This is a genomic window from Desulfuromonas acetoxidans DSM 684, assembly GCF_000167355.1.
GTDB lineage: Bacteria > Desulfobacterota > Desulfuromonadia > Desulfuromonadales > Desulfuromonadaceae > Desulfuromonas > Desulfuromonas acetoxidans.
In genome coordinates this window covers 154,842-171,932 of the sequence record NZ_AAEW02000002.1, presented here as the reverse complement: position 1 = coordinate 171,932, position 17,091 = coordinate 154,842, and the positions used below count along the sequence as shown (strand labels likewise).

At 51.8% G+C, this 17,091-nt stretch carries 12 protein-coding genes; 3 read left to right on the top strand and 9 right to left on the bottom strand.

The features are described 5' to 3' along the window. Window positions 1-218 precede the first annotated feature (218 nt). The 9 genes from DACE_RS02125 to DACE_RS02085 all read right to left on the bottom strand — a co-directional run bounded on the left by DACE_RS02125 (window position 219) and on the right by DACE_RS02085 (window position 9,625). Window positions 219-560: a cupin domain-containing protein gene (locus tag DACE_RS02125; RefSeq protein WP_005997961.1), complete on the bottom strand. Its 342-nt coding sequence runs from the start codon at window positions 558-560 to the stop codon at window positions 219-221. A 186-nt stretch (window positions 561-746) separates the two neighbouring features. Then, the gene (gene alaS / locus DACE_RS02120; protein ID WP_005997960.1) at window positions 747-3,389 is read right to left on the bottom strand and encodes an alanine--tRNA ligase; all 2,643 of its coding nucleotides are present in this window, start codon (window positions 3,387-3,389) and stop codon (window positions 747-749) included. 1 nt (window position 3,390) lies between these two features. Beyond that, window positions 3,391-3,861: a regulatory protein RecX gene (locus DACE_RS02115; RefSeq protein ID WP_005997959.1), complete on the bottom strand. Its 471-nt coding sequence runs from the start codon at window positions 3,859-3,861 to the stop codon at window positions 3,391-3,393. Then, entirely contained in the window at window positions 3,858-5,000 is a 1,143-nt protein-coding gene (locus tag DACE_RS02110; protein WP_005997957.1) for a type IV pilus twitching motility protein PilT, read from the bottom strand. The genes DACE_RS02115 and DACE_RS02110 overlap by 4 nt, the downstream gene beginning before the upstream one ends. A 3-nt stretch (window positions 5,001-5,003) precedes the next feature. Continuing rightward, the gene (gene recA, locus DACE_RS02105; RefSeq protein WP_005997956.1) at window positions 5,004-6,026 is read right to left on the bottom strand and encodes a recombinase RecA; all 1,023 of its coding nucleotides are present in this window, start codon (window positions 6,024-6,026) and stop codon (window positions 5,004-5,006) included. Between the two features lie 177 nt (window positions 6,027-6,203). After that, window positions 6,204-7,430 carry a CinA family nicotinamide mononucleotide deamidase-related protein gene (locus DACE_RS02100; protein WP_005997954.1) on the bottom strand — a complete coding sequence of 409 codons (1,227 nt, stop codon included), beginning with the start codon at window positions 7,428-7,430 and terminating at the stop codon, window positions 6,204-6,206. A 21-nt stretch (window positions 7,431-7,451) separates the two neighbouring features. Then, window positions 7,452-7,913, bottom strand: coding sequence for a phosphatidylglycerophosphatase A family protein (locus tag DACE_RS02095; RefSeq protein ID WP_005997952.1), 462 nt, complete (start codon window positions 7,911-7,913; stop codon window positions 7,452-7,454). Window positions 7,914-7,927: 14 nt separating this feature from the next. Further along, window positions 7,928-9,007 (bottom strand): type IV toxin-antitoxin system AbiEi family antitoxin, encoded by a 1,080-nt coding sequence (locus tag DACE_RS02090; RefSeq protein ID WP_005997950.1) that lies wholly within the window; start codon window positions 9,005-9,007, stop codon window positions 7,928-7,930. 165 nt (window positions 9,008-9,172) lie between these two features. After that, entirely contained in the window at window positions 9,173-9,625 is a 453-nt protein-coding gene (locus DACE_RS02085; protein WP_005997948.1) for a DUF1499 domain-containing protein, read from the bottom strand. Window positions 9,626-10,011: 386 nt separating this feature from the next. Between DACE_RS02085 and DACE_RS02080 the strand changes: the two genes are divergently transcribed. From DACE_RS02080 to DACE_RS02070, 3 genes are read left to right on the top strand one after another with little or no spacing between them, the layout of a single operon-like run. Further along, window positions 10,012-12,618 carry a type I restriction-modification system subunit M gene (locus DACE_RS02080; protein ID WP_005997945.1) on the top strand — a complete coding sequence of 869 codons (2,607 nt, stop codon included), beginning with the start codon at window positions 10,012-10,014 and terminating at the stop codon, window positions 12,616-12,618. Then, on the top strand, window positions 12,608-13,861 hold the full coding sequence (locus tag DACE_RS18400; protein WP_005997942.1) for a restriction endonuclease subunit S: 1,254 nt from the start codon (window positions 12,608-12,610) through the stop codon (window positions 13,859-13,861). The genes DACE_RS02080 and DACE_RS18400 overlap by 11 nt, the downstream gene beginning before the upstream one ends. A 36-nt stretch (window positions 13,862-13,897) precedes the next feature. Beyond that, entirely contained in the window at window positions 13,898-17,077 is a 3,180-nt protein-coding gene (locus DACE_RS02070) for a type I restriction endonuclease subunit R (protein ID WP_005997940.1), read from the top strand. Window positions 17,078-17,091 lie beyond the last annotated feature (14 nt).

Below are 17,091 nucleotides of genomic sequence, written 5' to 3'. Positions count from 1 at the left end.
CTATCTGCATCCGTTGACCTCCGAAGGGCAAACGGCGTGCTAACCGCCCAAAGTCAGGCGTTTTCAGGGAAAGATTCCACTTATACCATTTGCCCCCATGGTGAGGCAAAAAGAAAAAACAGCCGCCGCTGCAGGGAGGGAGGCTGTTTAAAAACGTTCTGTTGCGGCGCCCTTCGCAGGATATTGAAAAAATCCTGTTGGCGATGGATCACATCCTGTCAGGCTAAGGGCGGGGTGAAGACCACCAATAATTCCACCGGTTGGTCGCCGATGTTTTTTAAACCGCGCATGGTGTGCGGTTCGATCACCAGACAGGTGCCGGTACCGAGTTCGAATTTTTCGTCGTCCAGAGTACACTCCACGTCTCCCGAGAGAATGTACATGGTTTCGGTATGCTCCTGTCGGTGCGGAGTGATCTCCCCGCCGGGTTCAATCCGGCCGCGGTGCAGTGACAGGTGCGGGGTGTGCTCTTTCGTCACCACGTCACGAACGAAGAACAACGGATGATCGGCAAGATCGTACTCGTCCTGTTCTGCAGTACGGATGATGGTTGACGCCATGTCTTACTCCATGATGTAGGTTTTTGCAAAAAGCTGTCTCTGCTTTTTGAAAACACGCTTTTGAAAAGTGTCATTTCCAAAAGCTCACAAAATCATCGGACTAACAGGGATACTCGTTAGCGAAACCGATTATTTTGGTCGCCCATCCATGGGCTCCACGAGCCTTTTTTGCAAAAGGCTCGCGCGCTAAAGGGCTTCGCCGACAATACCGGCAGCGGCTTCCAGAGCGTTGTTGAGTTGCTCAGGCTGTGACCCGCCGGCCTGAGCCAAATCGGGACGTCCGCCACCGCGGCCACCGACCATCTCGGCCAGCGGTTTGATCAGGTTGCCTGCCTTGAGGGTATTAGTGAGATCCTTGGTGACACTGACCAGCAGAGCCACCTTGCCGTCGTTGACGCCACCGAGAACAATCACTCCGGATTGCAGTTGATCACGCAGTTTGTCTGCCTGTTCGCGCAGTTGTTTGCCGTCGAGGTTGTCGATACGCACGGCGAGCAATTTGACGTTGTCGATTGTTTGTACCTGATCCATTAGGTTGCCGGCACGATCAGCGCTGAGGCGGTCTTCAAGGGTGGACACCTGACGTTCCAGTTCTTTTTGATGTTCCATCAGTTTTTTCAGGCGCGTGGCGAGTTGGCTGGGATCGCTCTTAACCAACGCGGCGAGATCACCGATCATCTGTTCCTGTTCGCGCACGGTGCTCAGAGCACCTGAGCCAGTGACGGCTTCAATACGGCGGACACCGGCAGCAATACCCGCTTCCTGAACGATTTTAAACAGGCCGATGTTGCCGGTGGCACTGACGTGGGTACCGCCGCACAGTTCCATGCTGAAGTCACCCATGCGCACAACACGCACACTGTCACCGTATTTTTCGCCGAACAGGGCGGTGGCCCCGGCTTTAACCGCGTCATCGGTATTCATCACGTCGGTCATGACACCGGCGTTTTCTCGGATGCGCTGGTTGACCTTCTCCTCGACCTGCTGAATCTCCTCAGGTGTCAGGGCCGAGAAGTGGATAAAGTCGAAACGCAACCGATCCGGAGTGACTTGGGAACCGGCCTGCTTAACGTGGTCGCCAAGCACTTCGCACAACACCGCCTGAAGGATATGGGTGGCGCTGTGGTTGAGGGCACAGGCGGTGCGTTGCTCCACATCGACATGCAGTTCAGCGGCCTGACCGACACTCAGGGTGCCTTCATCAATGGTGGCAACATGCACGTGCAGATTCGGCAACGGTTTGAGTGTTTCGCTGATGGTGGCTTTGACCCCTTCAGCGGTCAGGGTGCCGCCGTCGCCGCTCTGACCACCGGATTCGCCGTAAAACGGGGTGATCGAAGTGATGATCTCAACGGTTTCACCGGCTGAAACCGATTCCACCTGCTGGCCGTCTTTGAGCAACGCCAGCACCGTACCGAAATCGTCACACTTGTCATAGCCGGTAAACTCACAACTCATGCCCTGTTCAGCCAGTTGTTTGTACACCGCACCGATTCCCTCTTCGCCGGAACCCTTCCAGTTTTCGCGAGCTTTCTGACGCTGCTGTTCCATGCAGGTTTCAAAACCGGCTTCGTCGAGGGTGAAGTTCTGACCTTCAACGATGTCGGCGGTCAGGTCGACCGGGAAGCCGAAGGTGTCGTAAAGCCGGAACACGGTGTCACCGGGAATAACGGTTTGCCCTTTGGATTTGAGAGTGTCGATCTCCTCGTTGAGGATCCGCAGGCCGTTGCCGAGGGTCTGGATGAAGCGTTCCTCTTCGTTCTTGACCACTTTGGCGACATAGTCAAGACGCTCTTCCAGTTCGGGGTAAGCGTCTTTCATCGATTCCATGACGAACGTGGCGGTTTTGAACAACACCGGTTCGTCGAAACCGAGCATCTTAGCGTGACGTGCAGCGCGACGCATGATGCGGCGCAACACATAGCCGCGGCCTTCGTTGCTGGGTAGCACGCCGTCAGCGATTAAGAAGGCGGTGGCGCGACTGTGGTCGGCGATGACACGCATGGAGACATCAGCGTCCTCGTTGTCACCATAGGTTTTTCCGGCCAGTTGCTCAATGTGGGCAATGATGGCGCGCAGTGAGTCGGTGTCGTAGTTGCTTTTGACGCCCTGGACCACGGCGGTGATCCGCTCCAAACCCATGCCGGTGTCGATGGATGGCTTGGGCAGTGGGCTCAAGGTGCCGTCGGCGCTGCGCTCGTATTGCATGAATACCAGGTTCCACAGTTCGAGAAAACGGTCACAGTCGCACACGCCGAGGGCACAGTCGGGTCCGCAGGTCATCTCCTCGCCCTGGTCGATATGGATTTCGCTACAGGGGCCGCAGGGGCCGGTGTCGCCCATGGCCCAGAAGTTGTCTTTTTCACCCAGGCGCAGGATCCGTTCTTCACGCACGCCGATTTCATCGCGCCAGATGTTGAAGGCTTCATCGTCATCTTCGAACACCGACACCCACAAATCCTCGACGGGCAGTTTCATCTCTTTGGTGAGAAATTCCCAGCCAAAGCGGATGGCGTCCTGTTTGAAATAATCGCCAAACGAGAAATTGCCGAGCATCTCAAAGAAGGTGTGGTGACGGGCTGTGCGACCGACATTTTCCAGATCGTTATGTTTGCCGCCGGCGCGGACACATTTTTGCGCCGAGGTAGCGCGTTTGTAGTCGCGGGTTTCCGCGCCGAGGAACAGGTCCTTGAACTGGTTCATCCCGGCATTGGTAAACAGCAGGGTCGGGTCGTTGTGAGGAATCAGAGAGGACGAGGGGACGGCACGGTGCCCGTGCTTTTCAAAATACTGGATGAAGCGGGCGCGAATTTCGTTGGCGGTTAGCATGTCAGTCGATCTGCCTTTCTTTCTCTTTGAGATGGTCCAATATCATGGCAAGGGGAAACCCCCGGCGTTGCAAATAATTGATGATACGTCGTTTGTCGCGGTCTTCCAGCGCGGTGAAATCGAGCTTGGCGTAGCGCCGTTCCACCAGATCCGCCAGCAAGTCCATTTGGTCGTAGTGCTCATGGCAGTGCTGGACGGCTTCTGTTGCCAGAGTTTCCGGCAGCCCCTCTTTTTTCAGCTCCATCAGCAGTCGTGGACCGACGGCACGCCCCTGACGCATCAGTTGTGAGGCGCGTTCCACAGCAAATCGGGGATCGTCAATATAGCCGAGTTCGCGGCAGCGTTGCAATGCCTGTTCAATATCGTTATCCACACAGCCACGTTGTTGCAGGCGGCGGCGCAGGTCTGCTTCGCAGCGGGCGCGGCGGGTCAGCCAGCGCAGGCACAGAGCATAGGCGTCGGGCGCGGTCACGAGTCGTTGTTTTCTCCTTCGTCCCCGTCATTGTCGCCACTGAACTGATCCCAGGACAGGTCGGACGATGAGGAGATCCCGGAGACTTTGAGTTTGAAATCGTCCGGGTTGGAGCTTTGCCGTAATGCTTCATCAAAGGAGATGAGCTTTTTATGCATCAGGCTCATCAGCGACTGGTCAAAGGTCTGCATGCCGTAGGAATCAAACCCTTGCTGAATGGTATCACGCAGCAGCTTGGTTTTCTCCTTGTCGTCGATCAGCTCCCGTACCCGGGCCGTCGATACCATGACCTCGACGGCCGGGACCCGGCCTTTGCCGTCGGCGCGAGGAACCAGGCGCTGGGAAACCACGCCTTTAAGAATCGCCGACAGTTGCAGGCGAATCTGGCGTTGTTGATACGGTGGAAAGGCACCGACAATCCGGTTGATACTCTCCTGGGCGTCAACCGTATGCAGGGTGGAGAGAACCAGGTGGCCGGTTTCAGCGGCGGTCAGTGCGGTTTCAATGGTTTCATAGTCACGCATCTCACCGACGAGGATGACGTCGGGGTCCTGACGCAGGGCGGCTTTGAGGGCGTTGGCAAAGGTGTCGGTATCCACACCGATCTCGCGTTGATTGATGATACTTTTTTTATCGCGATGGAGGAACTCGATCGGGTCCTCAATGGTGATAATGTGGGCGGTGTGGTTGGCGTTGATGGCGTCGATCATGCTGGCCAGAGTGGTCGATTTACCGGAACCTGTGGTGCCGGTGACCAGAATCAGACCGCGGGTTTCATTGGTCAGTTTTTTGATGACGGCCGGTAACATCAGCTCTTCAATGGTCTGAACATTGAACGGGATGGTCCGCAGTACCATGGAGATGGAGCCACGCTGGGTAAACATGTTGACACGGAAGCGGCCCATGCCCTTCACGCCGTAGGACAAGTCCACTTCGTGGCTGTCCTCAAACTTTTTGCGCTGGAGCTCGCTCATCATGGCATAGGCCATTTTGCGGATGTCTTCCGGTGACAACCTCGGTGCCTTGGGGAGCGGGCGTAACTGGCCGTCAATCCGGTAGACCGGTGGCAGGCCGGCTTTGATATGAACGTCCGAGGCGTTGGCTTTAATCGCCATGCCGAGAATGTCGTTCAGCTCCATAGATTATTCCTCCGCAGCGGGTTCGTCGATGCTGGACAGGCCGTATAGTTCAAGGATCTGTTGCTCAATCTCGCTGGCCACTTCGGCATTATCCTTGAGGTACTGTTTGGAATTCTCGCGGCCCTGACCGATCCGTTCGTCACCGTAGGAGAACCAGGCACCGCTCTTGTTGACGATATCATTTGCTACGCCCAAATCAACCAGTTCACCCACTTTTGAGATCCCTTCACCGTACATGATGTCAAATTCGGCTTCTTTAAACGGGGGGGCGGTTTTGTTTTTCACCACTTTGACGCGGGTACGGCTGCCGATCACATCCTGCCCTTGCTTGAGGGTGGCGATCTTGCGGATATCCATGCGCACCGAGGAGTAGAATTTCAGCGCGTTGCCGCCGGTGGTGGTTTCGGGGTTGCCGAACATGACGCCTATCTTCATGCGGATCTGATTGATGAAGATCACACAGCAGTTGGATTTACTGATGGTGGCGGTCAGTTTGCGCAACGCTTGTGACATGAGGCGTGCCTGCAGGCCCATGTGGGAGTCGCCCATTTCACCTTCGATCTCGGCGCGGGGGACCAGGGCGGCAACCGAGTCAACAACCAGTACGTCAATGGCACCGCTACGGACCAGCACTTCGACGATCTCCAGGGCCTGTTCGCCGGTATCGGGCTGCGACACCAGCAGGTCGTCGGCATTAACGCCGAGCTTGCGGGCGTAGGTGATGTCCAAGGCGTGCTCGGCATCGACAAATGCGGCAATGCCGCCTTTTTTCTGGGCTTCGGCGACAATGTGCAGGGCCAAAGTGGTTTTACCGGAAGATTCCGGGCCGTAGACCTCAATGATTCGGCCGCGGGGCACGCCACCGATACCCAGCGCGATATCCAGACCGATGGACCCTGTTGAGATGGTGGAGATATCGCGCATGACATTATCTTCACCCAATCGCATGATACTGCCTTTGCCGAACTGTTTCTCGATCTGGCCCATGGCCAGATCAATGGCCTGCTTACGGTTGTCAGTTGCCATGATAATGCGTTCTCCTGTGGAAAGTGTCGGGAAACGGTCTGCCCTGTTTGAAAACCGGGGAAAACCGGAAGGTTTTACGAACAATTCTGAATTGTTACGGATAGCATAGAAAAGGCTCAATTTTCAACCGTTTCTTGGGGTGGTTCTGCCACATTTATTGCTGACGGCTGCTGGTGTTTATGTCGGGCTGAGGGTGCGGCGCAGCCAGTCCAGAGCCGTGTACGCTGTTTTGACGCGCACCTGGTTGCGGTCACCGCTGAAATGGCATTCGCGCACTTCCGTGTGTTGCGGTGTTGCCAGCCCGATAAATACCGTGCCGCAGGGCTTTTCCGCTGTGCCACCACCGGGGCCGGCAATACCGGTGACGGCGATGGCGTAATCCGTGCGGGCGCGTTGGCGAATCCCGGTGACCATGCCGCGGGCGCATTCGGTGCTGACCGCACCTTTTTCCAGCAGCAATTCGTTGGAGATCCCCAGCCAATCGTGTTTGGCGGAATTGGCGTAAGTGACGGCGCCCCGTTCCAGGTAGGCTGAGCTGCCGGGCAAATCGGTAAGCAGTTTGGCGATCAGGCCGCCGGTGCAAGATTCGGCAAGTGACAGCGTGACCTCTGCATGACACAACAGGTGGTGGACCACTTCGGGCAGGGTCTGATCACCACTGGCGACCACATGATGTTTGAGCCGGTTGCGGACAATGTGTTCCGCCTCGTCCAAATCGCTCTCCTGTTTGCCGCTGGTGTTGAGTTTGATCAGGACCAGCGGGTATTCAAGGCGGAATGTCAAGGCGACCGATTGCGGGAACAGACTTGCCGGCAGCTGGCGTTCTATATCGTTTTCTGGCAGGCCGAAGACCTTTAAGACCCGCTCGCCGCAGAACAGGGTCGGAGTGACCAGACGTCGTAACGCCGGAATCACCTGCTGCTGAAGCATGGCTATCATTTCATGCGGTACGCCGGGCATGAAAAACGCCGGGCAGTTGTTGTGGGTGATGATAAAGCCCGGTGCCGTGCCGCAACAGTTTTCCATCACTTGTGCTTTGTGGGGGATCAGCGCTTGCTTTTCGTTGCCGGGAGGAAACGCGCGACCCGATTTTTTGAAAAAAGCTTCAATTTGACGCAGGGCCAGGTCGTTAAGGGCCAGAGTGAGATGAAACGCCTGGGCCGCCGCGCGGGCTGTGACATCATCGCGGGTCGGTCCGAGGCCACCGCTGACTAGGGCGATCACTTTCTGTTTGTTGAGTTGTTGTAAAGTGGCGGCGATCAATTGCGGTTGATCGGACAGGGTGACCGCCTGATCAATTTCATAGCCTTCACAGCGCAGGGCGCGGGCGATTTCAGCCGTGTTGGTGTCTACCACCTCGCCGTTGAGCAGTTCATCTCCAATGGTCACCACTGCAATTTTCATTATTTGATCCCATCAATGGCGTTAAAAGAAATCGGGGAAAAAGCTCATCAGGGCATAGAGGCTCAGCCAGGCGTAGATCCCGGCCACCACATCATCAAGGACCACACCGACACCATTTTTGACGTTGCTGTCAAACCAGTTGGCCGGCCACAGTTTGACAATGTCAAACAGGCGGAACAGTAAAAATGCGACGATGGCGGACGGCCAGCTGAACGGGACAAAGGCAATGGCCGTTAAGTAGCCGATCAACTCGTCGATGACAATACGTCCATCATCGACCACACCATAAATTTCTCCAGCGCGATGGGCGCTCCAGAACGAAAGCAACAAAATAAACACCCAGGCCAGAACAAATTCCTGTTGTTCCAGGCGTGCCAGCAACCAGTACAGAGGGATACCCATCAGGGTGCCGAAAGTGCCCGAGGCCACCGGCGCATAACCGAGACCGGCATTGGAAGAGAAAAATAAAATCACATGTTTCATAAGGGTTCAATGTCCTAGTTGTGAGAGGGGTCTGATTGGCTGGGGTGTTCGGCACCGAAAAGATACAGGCTCTCAATGGCTTCAGCAATGTGCGCCATATCGTGGTGTTCATTGAGCAGCAGTTCGCAGCGTACCAGGCGCGGGTCTGCCAGTTGCAGGCCCTCCGGCGACCGATGCTCAAAAGCCAGATTGTCGGCAAACTGACGCACCACCGTAATCGGACCATCTTCACACGGCGTCAAGCGTAATTGCAACATCTGCTTGAGGGCCGCACGTGCCGGGAGGTGCAGGGTGCAGCGGCGCGGATTGACGTTTTCACAATAGAAGGAAGCCGCCAGTTCGCCACCGATGAGTACATGATCTTCCAGGTGTTGCTCGCGGATCAGCAACGGCAGGCTGTCGAGTTTCCACGGAGCGCTCAGGTTGCAGCGATCCACCTCCAGCTTTGGACGCAGGCGGCTGGTATAGGCGGTTTCCCACAGTTGGCGCAACGCCGTCAGATCGCTGATCACGAATTTTTTATTCCCTGGATCAATGAGCAGGTTTTTCGCTTTGAGCTCATTGATCACCGGGCCGACAGCGCCCAGGGCGACACTCGCCCGTTCTGCGATAATGCGATAAGACTGCTGGCACAATTGTGGGTCGCGCAGCAGTTGAAAGAGAATTTTGGCGCCGGTGCTCTGTTGGCTGCGGTTGGGCGGAAGCTTGGGGCTTTTTTTGCGTCGACCGCTCACTTCATAAAACAGCGGTGGTGCGCAGATCGAGCCGTTGCCGATGGTATCAAGAAAATCAATATGGTGGTGCTGTAACTGACTCGACAGGCTTTCCGGAATATAGTCAGCCAGCAGGAGCGGTTGATGTTGTTTCAGCGTTTCGAGCTGAAAGGTCAGCAGTTGCCCCTGCTGCGGCGTGATGCGCCAGGCCAGACGTACCGGGCGCGTGATGCTGCCCCAGTCGCCGAATAGACGCAGTGAACCGCTGAACGGTGGCGGAGCATCGTCCGCAATAAACTCGGCATCCATTCCGGGGCGTTTGTGGAGAATGTCAATGACCGCCTGAATCAGTTTTTTTTCACGCGAAGTCGGTTGGCTCATAATAAAAAGGCTCACAGGTGAAAATAGGGCGTTGCCATGATATTTGCCCGTGAGTGTAAACTCTCCATGAGATCGTGTACAGATATAAAAAGTGAACATAGCTGGAGTTCAAAGGAACTCTCAGCAGTCACATTTTTGTCGGCCCAGGGCGCTAAAATCACTAATTTATGGCAATGCGGCGGCGAATTTCTCCCGAATAGCCTCAATACGCTTGCGATTCACGCCCAGATCGCTGTGCCCCAACCGCGACGCCGAGCGCACATCAATCCGTCCTGGTGCGGAAAAATAAAACTCCACATCATCGACAAAGCCCATCACCGCACTGGAGAATTCACAGCGGATGTAATCGTCACGTTGTTCGATCAGGGTCGCGCGCGGCCATTCTTTCAGAATGGAAAGTAGCGTATTACATGCCTGGGGTTGTGAATCTGTGTATCCCAGCGGGGCAATGGCATGCTTTTCGTCCGCCTCCGGACTCTGGCTGTTGACACAGTTGGGCGAGGAAGGGCAGGAGCGAAGTTGACCATTGTGAATGCCCAGATCGTCCGGCGGGGTTCCGGCACAGCCCCATACCATGCCGGTGAGGGTGAGCAGGGCAAGGGTGGATTTATGTTTCATGAGGTTCCTCCGAGAAAGTGGTTTCTTACAGCTTACCATACGTTTTTCTAGTTTCTGACTGCACTTTTGGATGGCTAGAGTGGGTGCTTTCTCTCTTGATGTTCTTTCAAATTAAGGTGTTGATTATTGATTCCTCTTTAAGTAGCTTGAAATTTGTTGTTTTGTAAATGATTTGAACCCTTGTCATTATACTGGCTTTTGTAGCGGTGAGAGGGTTACGATCCTGCTACCATATTTATCTATTAACGTTCTTTATGGGTGAACTCCACTTTATTGGGCGAGGCTCTCGGGCTTACTTCCTCATGCTGCCGAGAGCTTCATTGCCAGCAAAGATCTCGTCAGATATACCAATCTAAGCTTAAATATTTTTTTCAAAAGGACCTTTCGTGAATAAACAACAACTCGCCGCCAAAATTTGGGAATCCGCCAATCAGATGCGGTCAAAAATTGAGGCGAACGAATATAAAGACTACATCCTCGGCTTTATCTTTTATAAATACCTCTCAGACAAGCTGGAACAGTTCGCAAAAAGTCAGGACTTCAGTGCAGAGGACATTCGTGCACTCTCAGAAGACGACACAGAAACGGTCGATTTTATCAAACGCAACTTGGGGTACTTTATCGCCCACGAGCATCTGTTTTCGACCTGGATTGAGCAGGGTGGCGACTTCGAGGTTGCCCATGTGCGTGATGCTCTGTCTGCGTTCAGTCGCCTCATTCATACTGACCATAAAGACCTGTTTGAGGGCATCTTTAAGACTCTGGAAACCGGCCTAAGCAAACTTGGCGACACGGCGGCCAAACAGACCAAGGCCATCAGTGAACTTATTCAGCTGATTAAAGATATCCCGATGGATGGCCGCCAGGGATACGATGTCCTCGGCTTTATCTACGAGTATCTGATCAGCATGTTTGCCGCCAATGCGGGCAAAAAGGCCGGTGAGTTTTACACGCCGCACGAGGTTTCCGTGCTCATGTCTGAGATCATTGCCGATCACGTTAAGGGCAAAGAGAAAATCGATATTTACGACTCCACCAGCGGCTCCGGCTCGTTGCTGCTCAATATCGGTAAATCCATTGCCAAGCACATGGGCAATCAAGGCACGATCAAATACTTTGCTCAGGAATTGAAAGAAAACACCTACAACCTTACGCGCATGAATCTTGTAATGCGCGGTATCCTGCCGACGAATATCGTCACGCGCAACGGCGATACATTGGAGGATGACTGGCCTTTTTTTGACGACAACGATCCCGTCAACTCTTACGAACCACTCTATCTTGATGCCGTGGTATCAAATCCACCGTACTCGCAACAATGGGACCCTGACCACAAGGACAGCGACCCGCGTTACTCCCGTTTTGGCCTTGCGCCCAAATCCAAAGCCGACTATGCCTTTTTGCTGCATGATCTTTACCACCTGAAGCCTGATGGTATCATGGCCATTGTTTTGCCTCACGGTGTGCTGTTTCGCGGCGGGGAAGAAGGAGAAATCCGTAAGAACCTGATTGAGGACAATCATCTCGATACCATTATTGGTTTGCCGGCCAATATTTTCTTTGGCACCGGTATCCCCACCATCATTCTGGTACTCAAGCAAAAACGCCAAAAAAATGATGTGCTTATTGTTGATGCTTCCAAGGGCTTTGCCAAAGAGGGCAAAAACAACAAACTGCGCGCCTGCGACATCAAAAAAATCTGCGATACCGTCATTAAGCGGCAAAGCGTCCCGTGCTACAGCCGTCTAGTCAGCAAAAAAGAGATTCGGGAAAACGATTACAACCTCAATATTCCCCGCTATGTGGATTCCTCCGAACCTGCGGAAAGGTGGGATCTCTATGCCTCCATGTTCGGTGGCATTCCACAAAGCGAGCTAGACGTTTTAAACGACTATTGGCAGGCCTTTCCCGGCTTGCGTGACGTACTCTTTAGTGATGATGGCACGCCTTATGTGGCCCTCAAGGTGGATGATCTTGCTCAGGGTATTCGCGAACATGTCGAAGTGCAGAACTTTGAAGCACGGTTTGCCGAAGTTTTTGCCGATTTTCCCGGCTATTTGCGGGGTGAGCTGATCGACAGCATGTTGACGCTCCACGTCCCACGCCAGGAATCTCGCATGGGAGAGGAAATTTTCACCCGTCTTGAGCCGTTACCGCTGATTGACAAATACCAGGCGTACCAGTTGCTGGACGATCACTGGCAACAAATCGCCATCGACCTTGAAATTCTCCAGACCGAAGGTTTTGAAGCCTCTCGTGTGGTGGAGCCGAACCTGGTGATTAAAAAGAAAAACGGTAAGGACGTTGAAGTGCAAGAGGGCTGGAAAGGCCGTATTATGCCTTTTGAGCTGGTGCAAACGACTTACCTGAAACCGCAGCTGGATGCGCTGCGCGATAAAGAAAACCGACTGAGTGAAATCAGTGCATCCTTTGAGGAAACCTTGGAGAGTTTCAGCGAAGAGGAAAAGGAAAGCGCCATTGCGCAGGAATTCGTGCATGAATCCGGCGAGAAGTTTGTCAATTCCGCTGTCACCAAAGAGGCAAAACAGCTGAGAGCCGAGTCAAAAAAGTCCGGGGGATTTAATGCAGACACGTTCGAAGGCAAAATTATTCAAGTTGCCAACTGGATTGCTGAAGAGAAAACCCTTAAAGCCGCTGTCAAAAAAGACGCCGATGCTCTGCATCTGCTGACCAAGAAGACCATTGAAAGTTTAAGTGATGCACAGGTGAACGAACTGCTGGAACACAAGTGGATTACGCCACTCAATATCGTTCTTCACCAGTTACCCGGTCAGCAGGTTGATACCTTAACGACCAGACTGCAAGCGCTGGTAGAAAAGTACCAAATCACTTACTCAGACAATGCCCGTGAGATTCAGCAGACGGAAGAAGAACTCGCCGACATGATCGACGAGCTGGATGGCAATGAGTTTGATCTGAAAGGTCTCGCTGAACTGAAAATTCTTCTGAGGGGCGGATACGATGGCGAATAAAAAGGATAGTAATGTGCCAGAGATTCGGTTTCTTGGCTATGTGAATGGGTGGACCGAGAATCCTTTAGGTGAAATTTATACAAAAATAAGAAATGCATTCGTAGGTACAGCAACACCTTATTACACGAAAAATGGTTATTTTTATCTTCAATCAAATAATGTGAAAAATGGGAAAATAAATAGAAAAACAGAAATTTTTATTGATGAAGAATTTTATTTTAAACAAGAAAAAAACTGGCTAAGAACAAATGATATTGTAATGGTTCAATCTGGACATGTTGGGCACACTGCAGTCATTCCGAATGAACTTAACAACTCCGCAGCGCACGCTCTAATAATTATATCCAAACCATTAAAAAAAAGCTGCCCTTATTATTTGAATTTTTATTTTCAGACATATAGGGCTAAACAAGATATTGGAAATATAACTACTGGCAATACAATCAAACATATTCTTGCCACTGATATTAAACGATTTAACGTTTTTTTTCCTCCTTATGAAGAACAAACAAAAATTGGCACCTATTTCAAAAAGCTTGATCGAATAATTGAGCTGCATCAGCGCAAGCACGACAAATTGGTCACGCTGAAACAGGCGATGCTGCAAAAGATGTTTCCGCAAGATGGTGCTTCTACCCCAGAAATTCGCTTTAATGGTTTTGAGGGGGATTGGGAAAAGAAAAAGCTGCGTGATGTTTGTAATTCATTCGACTACGGGCTGAACGCTGCAGCAAAAAAATATGATGGTAGAAATAAATATATTCGCATTACAGATATTGATGAATTTTCTCGCTGTTTCTCCCAAACAGATCTCACTTCACCAGAGGCGGACCTCCCAAGTTCTCAGAACTATTTATTGTGCGAAGGAGATATTTTGTTCGCTCGAACTGGTGCTTCCGTAGGAAAGACCTATCTCTACAGAGAAATTGACGGGAGGGTCTTCTTTGCAGGTTTTTTAATTCGTGCCAGAGTGTCAAATACTGAATCCACTGATTTCATTTTTTATACAACATTGTCTAGCAACTATGAAAACTTTGTGACGATTACCTCTCAGAGGTCTGGACAACCCGGAATTAATGCGAAAGAGTATTCAGAATATACTTTTCTAGTGCCATCGGTTACCGAACAAAAAAAAATTGGTACTTATTTCCGCAAATTCGACGCGCTGATCTCACAACACGCCACCCAGCTGAAAAAACTAAAACAGATCAAATCAGCCTGTCTGGGGAAGATGTTTGTATAAATTGCACGCCATGAAATTAAACCAAGGACTGAACGCATGACCACGTTTTCCAAAGAGGCCGACTTTGAGCAGGCCGTTATCCATGAGTTGTCCCAGCGCGGCTGGGAGTCGCAGGTGATTAAGAATCCAAGCGAAAAAGAGCTGCTGGAAAACTGGGCTACCATCCTGTTTGAGAATAATCGCGGGGTGGACCGGCTCAATGATGTCCCACTGACGGAGAGCGAAATGCAGCAGATCATGGAGCAGGTGATTGAGCTGCGCACTCCACTGAAGTTGAACGGCTTTATCAATGGCAAGACCGTTGCCATTACCCGCGACAACCCGGATGACACCTTGCACTTCGGTAAGGAAGTCAGCCTGAAAATTTACGATCGCCACGAGATCGCTGCGGGGCAGAGTCGCTACCAGATTGTCCAACAGCCGCGTTTTGCTCGTGGTTCCAAGATTCTCAACGACCGCCGTGGTGATCTGCTGTTGTTGATCAATGGCATGCCGGTGATTCACATCGAGCTGAAAAAAAGCGGTGTGCCGGTGAGTCAGGCCTATAACCAGATTCAGAAGTATTCCCGTGAGGGGATTTTTACTGGTCTGTTTTCCCTGGTGCAGCTGTTTGTTGCCATGGAACCACAAGAGGCACTTTATTTTGCCAATCCTGGGCCGGACGGTGTTTTTAATAAAGATTACGCTTTTCACTGGGCGGACTTTAACAACGAGCCGATTAACGACTGGAAGGCGTTTACCTCCGGCTTGCTCTCCATCCCTATGGCGCACCAGTTGATTGGTTTTTACACCGTGGCGGATGAGTCCGACGGTGTGCTGAAAGTGATGCGCAGCTATCAGTATTATGCCGCCCATGCCATTTCCGATCAGGTGGCGAAGACGGACTGGAAAAATCCCAACCGCCTTGGTGGCTACATCTGGCACACCACCGGCTCGGGTAAAACCATGACCAGCTTCAAGTCCGCTCAGTTGATCGCCAACTCCAAGGATGCGGATAAGGTGGTTTTTTTGCTGGATCGCGTCGAGCTGGGCACACAGACTTTTGAAGCCTATCGGGACTTTGCCGGTGATGGCAATACGGTGCAGGCGACCGAACATACCGGCATTCTGGTGACGAAACTCAAAAGCACCGACCCGGCCGATACCCTGATTGTGACCTCCATCCAGAAAATGAGCCGACTTAAGGATGAAGAGGGTGGTTTGAACGCGCACGATCTGGAAAAAATCCGTGCTCAGCGCATTGTGTTTATCATCGATGAGTGTCACCGTTCGACCTTTGGCGACATGCTGATCGATATTAAACACAGCTTCAAAGGCGCGGTGTTCTTTGGCTTTAGCGGTACGCCCATTCACAAGGAAAATACTCGCAAAGACAACACCACCACCGATGTGTTCGGCAATGAGTTGCACCGTTACAGCATTGCCGATGGCATCCGCGATAAGAACGTGTTGGGCTTTGATCCTTACCAAGTCGCCACCTACCGCGACCGGGATGTGCGTCAGGCCGTCGCCCTGGAAAGAGCCAAAGCCGTTACACCGCAAGAAGCCTTTGCTGATCCGAAGAAAAAGAAGATCTTTAATCGCTATATGAATGATGTGCCGATGGCGGGCTACCGGGATGGTTTAGGCGTTTACCAAAAAGGAATTGAAGATTATCTGCTTAATAGCCAATACCGCCGTGATGAACATCGCGAAGCGGTGGTTCAGGATATTGCCGACAATTGGCCTACTCTGAGTCAGGGCGGAAAATTCCACGCAATTTTTGCCACCAGCAGCATTCAAGAGGCGATTGAATATTACCGACGGTTCAAAGCGAGATTCCCAGACTTAAAAATTACCGCGCTGTTTGATCCGCATATCAGTGATGAAGATGGTGGCTGTGATCCTGTTTTTAAAACTGACGGGCTTGTAGAGCTGCTGAAGGATTATAATCAGGCGTATGGGCAAAATTTTGATTTGGGCAGCCACGGGAAGTTTAAAAAAGATATCGCCAACAGGCTTGCTCACAAAGAATCCTATAAGCGTATTGCCAATGAGCCGAACAAACAGCTTAATCTGCTGATTGTCGTGGACCAGATGCTTACTGGTTTTGATTCAAAATGGGTGAACACCCTTTATCTGGATAAGGTGCTGAAATATGAGAATATCATTCAGGCCTTTTCCCGAACAAATCGTTTGTTTGGGCCGGATAAGCCGTTTGGCACCGTCCGCTATTACCGTAGACCGCACACCATGAAACGCAATGTCGATGCTGCGGTAAAACTCTATTCCGGTGATAAACCTATAGGTCTTTTTGCAAACCGTTTGCCGATAAATCTCGAACGGATGAATGGGGTTTTTGCCGAGATTGCGGCAATTTTCACTGATGCAGGTATCGATGATTTCAAAAAACTGCCGGATGATCAGAGTGAACGGGCTGCTTTTGCCAAATGTTTTCAGGAATTCAGCGCTATTCTCGAGGCGGCGAAAATACAGGGCTTTACCTGGGAGAAAACCATCTATGAATTTGAAGGTGGTCTGACGATAACGCTAGATATCTCTCACCAGCAATATCTGACGCTGCTGCAACGTTATAAAGAGCTGGCCAACGGCGGTGGTGGCGCTGGTGATGACGTTCCTTTCGATATCGACAGTCACATTACCGAGATCGACACCGGTAAGATCGATGCCGATTACATGAACTCGCGTTTCGAGAAATACCTCAAAGTCTTGCAGAATGGTGGTGACGCTGAGGCACTGGAGGCAACGCTGATTGAGTTGCAACGCTCGTTTTCTTCGCTCTCGCAGGAACAGCAAAAGATTGCCGCAATCTTTCTGCATGATATCCAGCGTGGCGACGTTGAGATCGATCCGCAGCGTAGCTTCCGCGATTACCTGACCGACTACCAAGCCAAGGCAAAGAACAGGGAAGTTGAAGCCCTTGTTGAATCTTTGGGTGTTGATGCCGACCAACTCACCACGTTGATGAACACCAACACCACAGAAGCCAATCTGAATGAATACGGCCGCTTTGATAACCTTGTGGCAACGATCGACAGACAAAAAGCCAAAGACTATTTTGAAGAGCTTGAAGGCCAAGCCCTTCCGGCATTTAAAGTGAATATCAAAGCCGCCAATTTGCTGCATGATTTTGTCCTTCAAGGTGGCTTTGAGCTTGATGCCGCCAGTGGTTTGCAGAACGATATTGGTGAAAATAATCCTCTAGAGATCGGGTAAGTAGCTGTTGAGCA